General features: G+C 72.1%; 12 protein-coding genes. 9 read left to right on the top strand and 3 right to left on the bottom strand.

Annotation, left to right across the window (positions count from 1 at the left end):
• The first annotated feature begins 120 nt into the window (after positions 1 to 120).
• The gene (locus OHU34_RS32205; protein ID WP_405769632.1) at positions 121 to 1,359 is read left to right on the top strand and encodes an MFS transporter; all 1,239 of its coding nucleotides are present in this window, start codon (positions 121 to 123) and stop codon (positions 1,357 to 1,359) included.
• Here OHU34_RS32205 and OHU34_RS32200 read toward each other — a convergent pair.
• Both OHU34_RS32200 and OHU34_RS32195 read right to left on the bottom strand, forming a co-directional pair.
• Positions 1,296 to 2,471 (bottom strand): hypothetical protein, encoded by a 1,176-nt coding sequence (locus tag OHU34_RS32200; RefSeq protein WP_142269714.1) that lies wholly within the window; start codon positions 2,469 to 2,471, stop codon positions 1,296 to 1,298. The genes OHU34_RS32205 and OHU34_RS32200 overlap by 64 nt on opposite strands.
• Complete coding sequence (locus OHU34_RS32195) at positions 2,472 to 3,413, bottom strand: 5-dehydro-4-deoxyglucarate dehydratase (RefSeq protein ID WP_142269715.1); 942 nt, start codon at positions 3,411 to 3,413, stop codon at positions 2,472 to 2,474.
• A gap of 238 nt (positions 3,414 to 3,651) precedes the next feature.
• Between OHU34_RS32195 and OHU34_RS32190 the strand changes: the two genes are divergently transcribed.
• The 7 genes from OHU34_RS32190 to OHU34_RS32160 all read left to right on the top strand — a co-directional run bounded on the left by OHU34_RS32190 (position 3,652) and on the right by OHU34_RS32160 (position 10,984).
• The gene (locus OHU34_RS32190; RefSeq protein ID WP_405769628.1) at positions 3,652 to 4,476 is read left to right on the top strand and encodes an NAD-dependent epimerase/dehydratase family protein; all 825 of its coding nucleotides are present in this window, start codon (positions 3,652 to 3,654) and stop codon (positions 4,474 to 4,476) included.
• A gap of 263 nt (positions 4,477 to 4,739) precedes the next feature.
• The gene (locus OHU34_RS32185; RefSeq protein ID WP_142269717.1) at positions 4,740 to 5,510 is read left to right on the top strand and encodes a DeoR/GlpR family DNA-binding transcription regulator; all 771 of its coding nucleotides are present in this window, start codon (positions 4,740 to 4,742) and stop codon (positions 5,508 to 5,510) included.
• Positions 5,511 to 5,590: 80 nt separating this feature from the next.
• Positions 5,591 to 6,961 carry a sugar ABC transporter substrate-binding protein gene (locus tag OHU34_RS32180; protein WP_142269718.1) on the top strand — a complete coding sequence of 457 codons (1,371 nt, stop codon included), beginning with the start codon at positions 5,591 to 5,593 and terminating at the stop codon, positions 6,959 to 6,961.
• Complete coding sequence (locus OHU34_RS32175; RefSeq protein WP_142269719.1) at positions 6,958 to 7,896, top strand: carbohydrate ABC transporter permease; 939 nt, start codon at positions 6,958 to 6,960, stop codon at positions 7,894 to 7,896. The genes OHU34_RS32180 and OHU34_RS32175 overlap by 4 nt, the downstream gene beginning before the upstream one ends.
• Positions 7,893 to 8,717, top strand: a complete 825-nt coding sequence (locus OHU34_RS32170; protein WP_081550212.1) for a carbohydrate ABC transporter permease — start codon at positions 7,893 to 7,895, stop codon at positions 8,715 to 8,717. Before OHU34_RS32175 ends, OHU34_RS32170 begins: the two co-directional genes overlap by 4 nt.
• Positions 8,714 to 9,703, top strand: coding sequence for a zinc-dependent alcohol dehydrogenase family protein (locus OHU34_RS32165; RefSeq protein ID WP_142269720.1), 990 nt, complete (start codon positions 8,714 to 8,716; stop codon positions 9,701 to 9,703). Before OHU34_RS32170 ends, OHU34_RS32165 begins: the two co-directional genes overlap by 4 nt.
• Before the next feature lie 93 nt (positions 9,704 to 9,796).
• Entirely contained in the window at positions 9,797 to 10,984 is a 1,188-nt protein-coding gene (locus OHU34_RS32160; protein WP_405772448.1) for a TerD family protein, read from the top strand.
• Positions 10,985 to 11,058: 74 nt separating this feature from the next.
• Here the strand turns inward: OHU34_RS32160 and OHU34_RS32155 are convergent, their stop codons facing one another.
• Complete coding sequence (locus OHU34_RS32155; RefSeq protein ID WP_142269721.1) at positions 11,059 to 11,631, bottom strand: TetR/AcrR family transcriptional regulator; 573 nt, start codon at positions 11,629 to 11,631, stop codon at positions 11,059 to 11,061.
• 166 nt (positions 11,632 to 11,797) lie between these two features.
• Here OHU34_RS32155 and OHU34_RS32150 point away from each other — a divergent pair, with 166 nt between their 5' ends.
• Entirely contained in the window at positions 11,798 to 13,297 is a 1,500-nt protein-coding gene (locus OHU34_RS32150) for an MFS transporter (RefSeq protein WP_405769623.1), read from the top strand.
• The last annotated feature ends 39 nt before the right edge of the window (positions 13,298 to 13,336 follow it).

Raw genomic sequence — 13,336 nt, 5'->3', positions numbered from 1 at the left:
TGCCTCGGGCGGCCCGGGGACATGACCGACGGGGCCGTAGGGATTCCCGCGGAGTGGGCGGCGCCTACGGGGCATCTGCCCGATGCCCGGGGGGCTGCCTCAGAACCACGATGACCAGGTATGACGAAGAACTGGTCCGTGGCGCGTGTCCTGCGGGACCGCGACGCGGCGCTCTACCTGGCCGCGTCGTCGGTCTCCGGTTTCGGTACCTCGGCGCTCTGGCTGGCGTCCGGTGTGTGGGTCAAGGACCTCACCGGCTCGAACGGGCTCGCGGCGCTGTCCGTGCTCGCCCTCTGGGTGCCCACGCTGCTCGGCCCGCCGCTGGGCACCCTCGCCGATCTCCTCCCCCGCAAGCCCCTGCTCGTCGCGCTCAACCTGGGCCCGGCGGCCCTGCTGCTCAGCGTCCTCGCCGTCGACTCCGCCGGCCGGCTGTGGCTGCTGTGGGCGGTGCTGTTCGTGTACGGCGCCGCCTCGGTGGTCGCCGACGCGGCGGAGTCCGCGCTCGTCGCCACCGCCGTCGCGCCGGAGCTGCTGGGCGACTTCAACGGGCTGCGCATGACGGCCACCGAGGGCATGAAGCTGGTCGCCCCGCTGGCCGGCGCGGGCGTCTACGCGGCCTACGGCGGCCCGGCCGTGGCGCTCCTGGACGCGGCCACCTTCGTGTGCGCGGCGGGGCTGTACGCGTGTGTGCGGGTCCGCGAGGAGCGGCCACGGCCGACCGACGGGCACTGGCGGTCACGGACCGCCGAGGGAGCCCGTTTCCTGTGGGGCCGGCAGGGGGTGCGCCCGCTGGTCCTGGCGGGCGGTGTGACGATGCTGTTCTCGGGTCTCGGCGGCCCGCTGGTCTACGCCGTCGTCGAGGGCCTCGGTCACTCCCCCGCGTACACGGGCACGCTCTACGCCGTCCAGGGCGCCGGTTCGGTCGTGGTGGGGCTGCTCTCGGGGCCCGCCCTGCGGCGGCTGGGGGAACGCCGGTTCGCCGCCTGCGGGATCGCCCTCACGGCCGGCGCGGTCGCCGCGCAGGCCGTCGCCTCGGACCCCGTGGCACTGGTGTGCAGCGCGGCGATCGGGGCGGGGCTGCCCTGTGTGCTGATCGCCGCGCTGACCGCCGTGCAGCGGGAGACGCCGGACGCGCTGCTCGGCCGGGTCACCGCGACGGCCGGCACCCTGATGTACGCGCCGACCGCCGTCGGCCTCGCGGCGGGCGCGGGCCTGGTCGAGCTCGTGCCCTACCGGCCGCTGCTGGTGCTGCTGGCCGTGGCCCGGCTGGCGGTCCTGCCGCTGCTGCGCGGCGGTCAGCGGGCGGCCAGCGCCTCGCGTACGCAGGCCAGGTCCCCGTCCGACGCCAATCCCGCGTGATACAGCCGCAGTTCGGTCGCCCCGAGTGCGCGCGCCCGGGCCAGGTCGACGGTGAGTGTCCCCGGGCTGCCGCCCATGCCGGAGACGACGCCGAGGTTGGCGGCGAGGACCGCGCCCTGGCGGCCCTGCCCGGCGAAGGGGGCCAGCAGGCCGGGCCCGCCCGCGCAGGGCACGACGACCCCGTCCGCGACGGACAGGATGTGCTCGGGGTCGACGCCCGGGTTGGCGCCGACGTGGTACGTCACCGGGTCGGCGTGCAGCAGGACCTGGAAGCCGCCGGGGGCGGCGTCCCGTACCGTCCGCACGGCGGTCTCCTGGAGCGTGCGGGCGGTCTCGTCGCGCCACGCGCGCGTGGCCGCCGCCGCCTCCTCCCCGAGCAGCTTCTCGATCTCCGCCCAGCCTCCCCCGCCGTCCGGTGCCCCCTGCCACAGCGGTTCCAGCGCCTCCCGTACGGCGGCGGCGAGCGCGTCGGCGTCCAGGCCCTGCTCGCCGTAGCCGGCCCGGCAGGCGGGGCAGAAGCAGAGCGCCATCAGGTACTGGCCGGCGTCCCCGAGACCGACGCCGCCGGTCTTGTCGTGGGCGTGCAGATGCTGGAGCCCGTACCAGCCGAGGGACTCCAGTTCGGTGCCGCCCGCGCCGGGGCGTACGGCGGCCTCGGCGGCGAGGTCGACGAGGTACGCGCGCGTGGCGGGCTGGGCGATGCAGGGGGCCCACGGGTAGCGGTCGCCGTAGGCGTTGACGACCGAGGTGTCCGGATGCTCGGCGCCCATCCGTGAGTTGTGCGCGAGGACCACCCAGGTGTGCACGTCGAGACCGGCTCGCGCGAGCGCTTCGGCGGCTTCGCCGTAGGCGTCGCCGGGGGCCCAGTCACCGGCCGGGTACGGGCGCAGGGCGCGGCCCTTCCAGCGGTCGCCGGCCGGATCCGTCGGGTACAGCACGGCCGCGTGCTCGGCGGTGACGATCCGGTGGCGCGGGTGGCGCGGGGTGAGGGCACGGGTGGAGTGGTAGGCGGCGGCGAGGGTCACCTGTTCCACGCCGAGCGCGGCGATCCGGGCCGCCGCCTCGGGGTCGCCGATGATGTCCCAGGGGTAGACGAATGTCGACGCCTTCACTTACCTGTCCTCCTCCAGCAGCGCGTAGCCGCGCTCGATCACCTGGGCGAGCTGCTTGACATGATCCTCGCTCGGTTCGTGCAGCGGCGGGCGCACTTCGCCCACGTCGAGGCCGCGCAGCCGGACCCCGGCCTTGACGAGGGAGACGGCGTACCCGCGGCCCTGGGCCCGCAGTTCGACGAACGGCCGGTAGAAGCCGTCGAGGAGGCGGTGGACGGTGGTGTCGTCGCCGGTGGCGAGGGCCCGGTGGAAGGCGAGGGCGATCTCGGGGGCGAAGCAGAACACGGCCGAGGAGTAGAGGGTGACGCCGAGGGCCCGGTAGGCGAGCTGGGTCTGTTCGGCGGTCGGCAGACCGTTGAAGTAGAGGAAGTCGCCGGGGACCTCGGTGCGGACGGCGCTGACGGTCCGCTGCATCAGGTCGAGGTCGCCGAGGCCGTCCTTGAGGCCGATGATCCCCTCGGTGCGGGCGAGTTCGACGACGGTCCCCGGGGTGAAGACGGCGTTGTCGCGCTGGTAGACGATCACGGGAAGGGCGGTCGCGGCCGCCACCTCCCGGTAGTGGCGCAGCAGCCCTTCCTGGGCGGCGACGACGAGGTAGGGCGGCATGGCGAGCAGGCCGTCCGCACCGGCCGACTCGGCCAGCCTCGCGTAGCGCACGGCGAGCGCGGTCCCGTAGCCGGCGCCCGCGACGACCGGTACCCGGCCGGCGGTCTCGGTCACCGCCGCCCGCACACAGGCCTCGAACTCCTCCGGGGCGAGCGCGTGGAACTCCCCGGTCCCGCAGGCCGCGAAGACGGCGGCGGCACCCGCCTCGACACCGCGCCGGACGTGCGCGCGGTAGGTGTCGAGGTCGAGGGCGCCGTCGGGGCCGTAGGCGGTGACGGGGAAGAACAGGGGTCCGCTGGGGACGCGGAGGCGATCGGCGAGCGGGGCTGACGTCACGGGCTCTCCCGGGTCCATAACGGGTCCATATTCTTGAGCATCGTCCATATTCCTGAACGACCTCACGCTAGGGTGCCCGATCGAGCCGGGTCAAGCGCGGCAACCCCCGAGACACCAGCAGTTTCGTCACTCCTGTAGGACACTTGACGGGCGCCGCCACCGCTCCTTAGCGTGTCCATGCATGTGAACTGTGGCCACACATGCGTCCGCCCCTCATGTGATCCAAGGAGACCCGAGGATGCCCGCTCCGCGCACCGTCCTGCTCACCGGCGCCGCCGGCGGCCTCGGCACCCTGATGCGGGACCTGCTGCCCGCCTACGGCTACGAGCTGCGCCTGCTCGACCTGCGTCCGATCGAGGGCGAGCCGGAGACGATCGTCGCGGACCTGGCCGACAAGGACGCGGTCCGGGAGGCCGTGCGGGGCGTCGACGCGATCGTCCACCTCGCCGGCATCTCGCTGGAAGCCCCCTTCGAGAAGATCCTCGGCGCGAACATCGCGGGCACGTACAACCTGTACGAGGCGGCCCGCGAGGAGGGCGTACAGCGCGTCGTCTTCGCCTCCTCCAACCACGCGGTCGGCTTCACGCCCCGCCCCCGGGACGGCGCGTCGCCCGACGAGGGCGAACTGATCCCGGTCGACACCCCGCACCGCCCGGACACCTTCTACGGCCTGTCCAAGTCCTTCGGCGAGGACCTCGCCCAGCTCTACTGGGACAAGCACGGCCTGGAGAGCGTGTCCGTACGCATCGGCTCCTGCTTCGCCGAGCCCACCAGCGTGCGCATGCTGTCGCTGTGGATGAGCCCGGCCGACGGCGCCCGCCTCTTCCACGCGGCCCTGACCGCCGAGAACGTCGGCCACACCGTCGTCTACGGCTCCTCCGCCAACACCCGGCTGTGGTGGGACCTCGGCACCGCGCGGGCGCTCGGCTACGAGCCGCAGGACGACTCCGAGCCGTACGCCGAGAAGCTGATCGCCGAGCAGGGCGAGCTGGACCCGGAGAACATCGCCCACGCCTACCTGGGCGGGCACTTCGTCAGCGACCCGCCGATCTGGCCGTACTGACCGGGCAACGGACCTCACGGACGGCGGGCGGGCACCGAACGGGCCCGCCCGCCGCCGTATCCGGGCACGCGCCGTGCCCGATCCCACCCGCCGCCCGGCTGCCCCGCAGGTCCGAGCCGGGCAGGCCGCGCCGCAAACGGGCCCACCCGGGCAGTATCGGGCCCGCAACAGGCCTGGTCAGTGCCGCGCACCCGCTGTAGAACTTCCCCCATGGGCCCCACCGGGCCCGAACGGGCAGAACGGCGGAAGAGCGAGGTGAGGACATGACCCCGAGAACGGCGGAGGAGCGCCAGCGCGAGATCGTGCGCGCCGCGCGCGCCACCGGCGCGGTCGACGTGGCCACACTCGCCACCGAACTCGGCGTGGCCAAGGAGACCGTACGGCGGGACCTGCGCGCCCTGGAGGACCACGGCCTGGTGCGCCGTACGCACGGCGGCGCCTATCCCGTGGAGAGCGCCGGTTTCGAGACGACCCTGGCCTTCCGCGCCACCAGTCACGTACCCGAGAAGCGCCGGATCGCCGCCGCGGCGGCCGGGCTGCTCGGGGACGCCGAGACGGTCTTCGTCGACGAGGGCTTCACCCCGCAGCTCATCGCCGAGGCGCTGCCCAGGGACCGGCCGCTGACCGTGGTCACCGCGTCCCTGCCGGTCGCGGGCGCGCTCGCCGAGACCGAGAACACGTCCGTGCTGCTGCTCGGCGGCCGGGTCCGCTCCGGCACCCTGGCCACCGTCGACCACTGGACGACGAAGATGCTGGCCGGCTTCGTCGTGGACCTCGCCTACATCGGCGCCAACGGCATCTCCCGCGAACACGGTCTGACCACGCCGGACCCGGCCGTCGGCGAGGTCAAGACGCAGGCCGTGCGGGCCGCCCGGCGGGTGGTCTTCACCGGTGTGCACTCCAAGTTCGGGGCGGTCAGCTTCTGCCGGTTCGCCGAGGTGGGCGCACTGGAGGCGATCGTGACGAGCACACTGCTGCCGGCGGCCGAGGCCCACCGGTACTCACTGCTGGGGCCTCAGGTCATCCGGGTCTGAACCCCCGAAACACACCCACCCCCAGGGCACCACCACGCCTCGGGGCGCCCGAAACATCCCCCTATGCCCAGGAGCGATCGATGCGCACCCAGAGCCGACGGAGGCCGCGAGCCACGCTCGCCGCGGTCGCCGCAGGGACGCTGCTCGCCCCGCTGCTCTCCGGCTGCTGGGCCGGAGCCGGCGGGGCGGGTTCCGGCGGCGACTCCCTCAACGTCCTCATGGTCAACAACCCCCAGATGGCCGAGTTGCAGAAGCTCACCGCCGACCACTTCACCAAGGAGACCGGCATCAAGGTCAGCTTCACCCTGCTGCCGGAGAACGACGTCCGCGACAAGATCAGCCAGGACTTCGCCAACCAGGCGGGCCAGTACGACGTGGCGACCCTGTCGAACTACGAGATACCGATCTACGCCCGCAACGGCTGGCTGCACGCGATGGACTCGTACGTGGCGGCGGACCCCGCCTACGACGAGAAGGACGTCCTGAAGCCGATGCGCGAGTCCCTCACCGGGGACGACGGAAAGCTCTACGGCCAGCCCTTCTACGGTGAGTCGTCCTTTCTGATGTACCGCAAGGACGTGTTCGCCGCGAAGGGCCTGACCATGCCCGCCCACCCCACCTGGCAGCAGGTGGCCGACCTCGCGGCGAAGACGGACGGGGCCGAGCCCGGCATGAAGGGCATCTGCCTGCGCGGGCTGCCCGGCTGGGGCGAGGTGATGGCACCCCTGACGACCGTCGTGAACACCTTCGGCGGCACCTGGTTCGACCAGGACTGGAAGGCACAGCTCGACTCGCCCGCCTTCGAGAAGGCGACGAAGTTCTATGTCGACCTCGTCCGCGACCACGGCGAGTCCGGAGCCGCCCAGTCCGGCTTCGCCGAGTGCCTCAACAACATGACCCAGGGCAAGGTCGCCATGTGGTACGACGCCACCTCCGCGGCCGGTTCCCTGGAGGCGGCGAAGTCCCCGGTCAAGGGCAGGATGGGCTACGCCCCGGCGCCCGTGGAGCGCACCGGCTCCTCCGGTTGGCTCTACACCTGGGCCTGGGGCATCCAGAAGGCCTCCCGCAACGCCGACAAGGCCTGGAAGTTCGTCTCCTGGGCGTCGAGCAAGGGTTACGAGCAGCTGGTCGGCGAGGAGATCGGCTGGTCGAACGTCCCGGCCGGCAAACGGGCGTCGACGTACGAGAACGCGGACTACCGCGCGGAGGCGTCCGCCTTCCAGGACATGACGAAGCAGGCCATCGAGGCGGCGAAGCCCAACGACCCGGGAGTGCAGCCGCGGCCCGCGCCCGGCATCCAGTTCGTCGGCATCCCCGAGTTCACCGACCTCGGCACCAAGGTCTCCCAGGAGATCAGCGCGGCCATCGCCGGACGCCAGTCCGTCGAGTCGGCCCTGAAGAAGTCGCAAGCGCTCGCCGAGCGGATCTCCGAGGAGTACGAGGGACGATGACCGCGACGACGACGGCCCCCGTGGCCGCACCTCCCGTACCCATCCCGCACGGCCCGAACGCCAGGCTGCGCGCCTGGGCGACCCGGGCCCCGCTGCTCCCCGCCCTGGTCTTCATGATCGTGGTCACCCAGCTCCCGTTCGTGGCCACGGTGGTGATCTCCTTCTTCGACTGGAACGCCCTCTACCCCGACGCCCGCCGCTTCACCGGGTTCGACAACTACCACCAGGTCCTGACCGACGCCGACCTGCGCCACTCGGTGTGGACGACCGTCCTGCTGACGGCGACCGTGGTGCTGGTCAGCCTGCTGCTGGGACTGGCCCTGGCCCTGCTCCTGGACCGTCGGTTCCGGGGCCGGGGCGTGGTCCGCACGCTGCTGATCGCGCCCTTCCTGGTGGTGCCGGTGGCGGCGGCCCTGCTCTGGAAGCACGTCCTCTACAACCCTGAATACGGCCTGCTCAACGGTCTGTTGCACTCTGTGGGCGGCCCCCAGCCGGACTGGATCTCCGACACCCCGCTGCTCGCCGTGGAGGCCTCCCTGGTCTGGCAGTGGACGCCGTTCATGATGCTGATCCTGCTGGCCGGCCTGCAGAGCCGGGACCAGCAGCAGATCGAGGCGGCCCGGGTGGACGGCGCGAGCGACTGGCAGATCTTCCGCCATCTGACCCTTCCGCACCTGCGCCGCTACCTGGAGCTGGGCGCCCTGCTCGGCTCGATCTACATCGTCCAGAACTTCGACGCGGTCTTCACCATCACCTCGGGCGGACTGGGCACGGCGAACCTCCCCTACACCGTCTACCAGAGCTTCTACCAGGCCCATGAGAACGGCCTCGCCTCGGCCGCGGGCGTCCTGGTGGTCATCGGCTCGATCGTCATCGCGACCTTCGCCCTGCGGGTCGTCTCGTCCCTGTTCCGTGAGGAGGTGTCCCGCGCATGAACGTCGTACGCAGAGGCGGCCTCGGGCTGCTGGCCTGGGTGACCGGGATCGTGTTCTTCCTGCCGGTCGCCTGGATGGCCCTGACGTCCTTCCACTCCGAGCAGGACGCGGCCACCAACCCACCGTCCTTCACCGCCGCCCTCACCCTCGACGGCTATCGCGAGTTCTTCGGCACCGGCGGCGGCGCGAGCCCCTGGCCCGCGCTGGTCAACTCGGTCGTGGCCTCGGTCGCGTCGACCCTCTTCGTCCTGCTCCTCGCCCTCCCGGCGGCCTACGCGCTGTCGATCCGGCCGGTGAGGAAGTGGACGGACGTCCTGTTCTTCTTCCTGTCGACCAAGATGCTGCCGGTGGTGGCGGGCCTGCTGCCGATCTACCTGTTCGCGAAGAACGCGGGGATGCTGGACAACATCTGGCTGCTGGTCATCCTCTACACCTCCATGAACCTGCCGATCGCGGTGTGGATGATGCAGTCGTTCCTGGCCGAGGTGCCGGTGGCGATCATCGAGGCCGCGCGGGTGGACGGGGCGCGGCTGCCGACGATCCTCGCGCGCGTGGTCGCCCCGATCGCGCTGCCCGGCATCGCGGCGACGGCCCTGATCTGCTTCATCTTCAGCTGGAACGAACTGCTGTTCGCCCGGGTGCTCACGGGTGTGGTCGCGGAGACCGCCCCCGTCTTCCTGACCGGCTTCATCACCAGCCAGGGCCTGTTCCTGGCGAAGGTGTGCGCCGCGTCGCTCGTCATCTCCCTGCCGGTGCTCGCCGCGGGGTTCGCCGCCCAGGACAAACTGGTCCAGGGCCTGTCCTTGGGAGCCGTGAAATGAAGGCCGCCGTCATCGAGTCCGTGGGCCGCGCCGTCGTCACCGAGGTCCCCGACCCGACTCCAGGGCCGCGCGAGGTGGTCGTGGAGGTCGCCGCCTGCGGACTGTGCGGCACCGATCTGCACATCCTCCAGGGCGAGTTCGCGCCGAAGCTGCCCATCGTGCCGGGGCACGAGTTCGCGGGCGCGGTGGTGGGGGTCGGCACGCAGGTCACGGAGGTGTCGGTGGGCGACCGGGTGGCGGTGGACCCCTCCCTGTACTGCCACGAGTGCCGCTACTGCCGCACCGGGCACAACAACCTGTGCGAGCGCTGGGCCGCGATCGGCGTCACCACGGCGGGGGGCGCGGCCCAGTACGCGGTGGCGCCGGTGGCGAACTGCGTACGGCTGCCCGAGCACATCCGCACCCAGGACGCGGCGCTGATCGAGCCGCTGTCGTGCGCGGTGCGCGGCTACGACGTGCTCCGGTCGCGGCTGGGCGCGCATGTGCTGATCTACGGCTCCGGGACGATGGGGCTGATGATGCTGGAGCTGGCGAAGCGCACGGGCGCGGCGAGCGTGGACGTGGTGGACCTGAATCCGGCGCGGCTGGAGACCGCGCGCCGGCTGGGCGTCTCCGGGGCGGCGGCGAACGCGGACGAGCTGGAGCGGCCGCGGGGCTGGGACCTGGTCGTGGACGCCACGGGCAACGCGGCGGCGATCCAGGACGGTCTGGGGCGGGTGGCGAAGGCCGGGACGTTCCTGCAGTTCGGCGTCGCCGACTACGCGACCCGGGTCACCATCGACCCGTACCGGATCTACAACCAGGAGATCACCATCACCGGCTCGATGGCCGTCCTGCACAGCTTCGAGCGGGCCGCCGAACTGTTCGCGAACGGGGTGCTGGACCCGGAGGTCTTCATCAGCGACCGGATGCCGCTGGAGGAGTACCCGAGGGCGCTGGAACAGTTCGCGGCGGGGGTCGGCCGCAAGATCGTGGTGGTGCCGTAGGCCGGTATGCCTGCCATGTCCCTGCCCGGGCCCGTTCGGCTCCGGGTAAGGGAACGGCAAAGTGGTCTCGCTCGTTCACCCGGCATGACAGCTATGACCCCCGGCTCGAACATCCCTCTCTCCACCGCACGCGTGACGGTGGACGTCGCCGCCCCGGTGCGGCTCGACGTTTCGGGCCTGCTGCTCACCGCCGACGGCAAGGTGCGCTCCGACGACGACTTCATCTTCTACAACCAGCCGAGCGGCCCCGGCGTGACCTACCGCTCCGGCGGCGGTACGGCCCCCGACGCGATCACCGTCGACACGTCCGCGGTCCCGCCGGGCATCGAGAAGATCGTCGTCACCGCCAGCCCGGACGCCGCGGGTCAGACGTTCCAGGGCGTCGAACCGACGGCGACGATCCGCAGCGCGGACGACAACGGCGTGCTGGCCACCTTCACGCCCCCGCAGCTCGGCTCGGAGACGGCTCTGGTCGTCGTGGAGATCTATCTCCGCAACGGCGCCTGGAAGGCGCGCGCGGTCGGCCAGGGGTACTCCAACGGCCTGGCCGGCATCGCCACCGACTTCGGGGTGACGGTGGAGGAACCCGCGCCGGCCGCCGCACCTCGCCAGATGGCCCCGCCGCCCGTGCCGCAGTCCCCGGTGACCCCGGCGGCCCCGCCGATGCCCCCGGCCCCGCCCGCCGCGGCCCCCGCCGCCACCGGGAAGATCAACCTGGACAAGGGCCGGGTCAGCCTCCAGAAGAACCAGACCGTCTCCCTCGTCAAGGGCGGCCGCCCGCTGCTCTCGCAGGTCAAGATGGGCCTGGGCTGGGAGCCCGCGTTCCGCGGCAAGGACATCGACCTCGACGCCTCGGTCATCGCCTACGGCCCCCAGCGCAACCACATCGACAGCTGCTACTTCGGCAAGCTCTCCATCGTGAACGGCGCGATCAAGCACTCCGGCGACAACCTCACCGGCGAGGGCGGCGGGGACGACGAGGTGATCGTCGTCGACCTCGGTCGTCTCCCGCAGGAGGTGACCGGACTGGTCTTCACCGTCAACTCCTTCTCGGGCCAGAAGTTCACGGAGGTCGCCAAGTCCTACTGCCGTCTACTGGACGCCTCGACCGGCGAGGAACTCGTCCGCTTCGACCTCACCGGCGCCGAACCGCAGACGGGCGTGCTGATGGCCAAGCTGATCAAGCAGTTCTCCGGCGAGTGGGAGATGACGGCCATGGGCGACTTCGTGAAGGCCCGCACCGTGCGGAACATGGTGAAGCCGGGCGCCCAGGCCCTGTAACCCGCGCCCGGGCCGGCCCCGGCCCCCAGTCGCTCAGCCACGGGCGCCCGCCACCACGGGGGCGCCCGCTGTCGTCACCGCGCGGGCCGCAGTCCCTCCGTCAGCAGCGACACATAACGGCGGATGGCGCTGCGGTCGCCCTTCGCCAGCTCCGACGCCGTCGCCACCCCGTGCGCGAGGCGCAGTACGTCGATCGGCTCGATGTCCGGCCGCAGGGTGCCCTCCCGCTGCGCCGCCCCCACCAGCCGGGCCGCCGCCTCCTTCATGTTCGTACCGCAGGCGGTGACCGCGGCCGCGCTGCCGTCCGTGACGGCGGAGCCCAGCAGGGCCTTCATTCCGCGGACCTGGATCGTGCCGACGCACAGCTCGTTGAGCCACTCCACCAGCGCCTCGCCCGGCGGGAGTTCGCCGCCGAGTTCGTCGGCCCGCACGGCGAGCGCCTCGATCCGGTCGACGTAGGCCGCCTCCAGCAGCGCCTGGCGCGTGGGGAAGTGCCGGTACAGCGTGCCGGATCCGACGCCCGCCCGCTTGGCGATGTCGTCGAGGGAGGCGCCCTCCCCATGCTCGGCGAAAGCCTCCGCCGCCACTTTGAGCAAGCGCTCGTAGTTGCGGCGCGCGTCCGCACGCATGGGCCTGACCTGCGTCATCCAGTTACTCCTTGCAAACCAGGGACTCTCTCCGTATTTTGGCAGACACTAAACGGAGACAGTCCCCGCTTACTGTGCTCGTCTCTGCGGGTCCACGACCAGGGTCTCTTCGTGCTGCCCGCATGTTCCACCACTTCCCGCGGGGACACCAGACAGGGAGCACCCCATGTCCACGCCGTCCCCTTCCGCCTCGGCAGCCGATGCCTCGACCGCCGACGTCTCGGCCGGTTCCGCCCCGGCCGCTTCTTCCCTTCCCGCCGCGCCACCCGGACCGGCCGCCCGGCCCGGGACCGTCCTGCTCGTGATCGTCACCGCCTATCTCATGGTCGGAGTCGACTCCACGGTCGTCAATGTCGCCCTCCCCGACATCCGGCGCGACCTCGGCTTCTCCCCCACCGGACTGTCCTGGGTACTGAACGCGTACACCCTCGCCTTCGGCGGGCTGCTGCTGCTCGGCGGACGCGTCGGCGATCTCCTCGGCCGCCGGCGCACGCTCACCCTCGGCGTCCTGCTGTTCGCCGGCTCCTCACTGCTCGGCGGCCTGGCCGGCGACGGTGGCTGGCTGCTCGCCGCCCGCGCCCTCCAGGGAGTCGGCGCCGCTCTCACCGCGCCCAGCACCCTCGCCCTGATCACCACCAACTTCCCCGAGGGCCCCCGCCGTCACCACGCCCTCGGCGTCTACTCCTCCACGGCCGGGATCGGCGCCTCCATCGGGCTGGTCCTCGGCGGCATGCTCACCGCCTGGGCGTCCTGGCGCTGGGCCCTGCTGATCAACGTGCCCATCGGGATCGCCGTCGCCCTCGCCCTGCCCCGCTTCGTCACCGAGACCCCCCGCCACGCGGGCCGGTTCGACGCGGCGGGCGCCCTGACCGGCACCGCCGGCACGACCTCGCTGGTGTACGCGTTCATCCGGGTCTCGCAGGAGGGGTGGAGCGACACCCTGGCGCTGCTCGGCTTCACCGGCGCGGCCGCCCTGCTGGTCGGTTTCACACTGATCGAGACCCGCGCCGAACAGCCCATCATGCCGCTCGGGCTCTTCGCCGACCGCGACCGGGCGGGCGCCTACCTCGGCGTCCTGATGCTGCCCGCGGGCATGTTCGGCGCCTTCTACTTCCTCACCCTCATCAGTCAGGAGGTGCTGCGCTACAGCCCGTTGCGCGCCGGTCTCGCGTTCCTGCCGATGACGGCGGTGTTGTTCACGACCGTTCGGTTCGTGCCGCTGCTGCTGGCCCGCCTCGGGGCCAGGCCACTGATCCTGACCGGTATGACACTGCTCGCCGGTTCGGGCTGCTGGCTGTGGCGGCTCGGTCCCGACGACGGTTATGCGGCGGGTCTGCTCGGCCCGCTGCTGCTGTTGGGCGTAGGCGTCGGACTGGCCCTGATGCCACTGAACGCCACCATCCTCGCGAAGGTCGGGCCCGAGGAGGCCGGCGCCGCCTCCGGCCTCCTCCAGAGCTTGCAGTGGCTCGGCGGCACACTCGGTCTGTCCGTGCTGGTCACGGTGTACGGCACGGCCACCCGGAACGCGGTGGGCAGCCCGGCCGAGATCCTCACCCACGGCGCGACCCGGGCGTTCGGGGCGGCCGCCCTGATCGCGCTGGCGGCCCTGCTGACGGCGGCCCTCGCGATCAGGGGCAGGCGGCGGATCCCGCCCGCGGGCGGCTGACGCGGGCCGAGAACGGCCACCGGGCACCGGGCCGCGGCC

Origin of the sequence: Streptomyces sp. NBC_00080, assembly GCF_045041255.1 — a bacterium.
In the GTDB taxonomy this organism is placed as follows: Bacteria; Actinomycetota; Actinomycetes; order Streptomycetales; family Streptomycetaceae; genus Streptomyces; species Streptomyces coriariae.
The sequence above is the reverse complement of the archived record's forward strand: the minus strand, read 5'-3'. Positions and strand labels throughout refer to the sequence as shown.

Coding starts and splice junctions, on each gene's coding strand:
- OHU34_RS32205 (WP_405769632.1), top strand. CDS start 121: ATGACGAAGAACTGGTCCGTGGCGCGTGTCCTGCGGGACCGCGACGCG.
- OHU34_RS32175 (WP_142269719.1), top strand. CDS start 6,958: ATGACCGCGACGACGACGGCCCCCGTGGCCGCACCTCCCGTACCCATC.
- OHU34_RS32170 (WP_081550212.1), top strand. CDS start 7,893: ATGAACGTCGTACGCAGAGGCGGCCTCGGGCTGCTGGCCTGGGTGACC.
- OHU34_RS32155 (WP_142269721.1), bottom strand. CDS start 11,631: ATGACGCAGGTCAGGCCCATGCGTGCGGACGCGCGCCGCAACTACGAG.
- OHU34_RS32160 (WP_405772448.1), top strand. CDS start 9,797: ATGACCCCCGGCTCGAACATCCCTCTCTCCACCGCACGCGTGACGGTG.
- OHU34_RS32185 (WP_142269717.1), top strand. CDS start 4,740: ATGACCCCGAGAACGGCGGAGGAGCGCCAGCGCGAGATCGTGCGCGCC.
- OHU34_RS32165 (WP_142269720.1), top strand. CDS start 8,714: ATGAAGGCCGCCGTCATCGAGTCCGTGGGCCGCGCCGTCGTCACCGAG.
- OHU34_RS32150 (WP_405769623.1), top strand. CDS start 11,798: ATGTCCACGCCGTCCCCTTCCGCCTCGGCAGCCGATGCCTCGACCGCC.
- OHU34_RS32190 (WP_405769628.1), top strand. CDS start 3,652: ATGCCCGCTCCGCGCACCGTCCTGCTCACCGGCGCCGCCGGCGGCCTC.
- OHU34_RS32180 (WP_142269718.1), top strand. CDS start 5,591: ATGCGCACCCAGAGCCGACGGAGGCCGCGAGCCACGCTCGCCGCGGTC.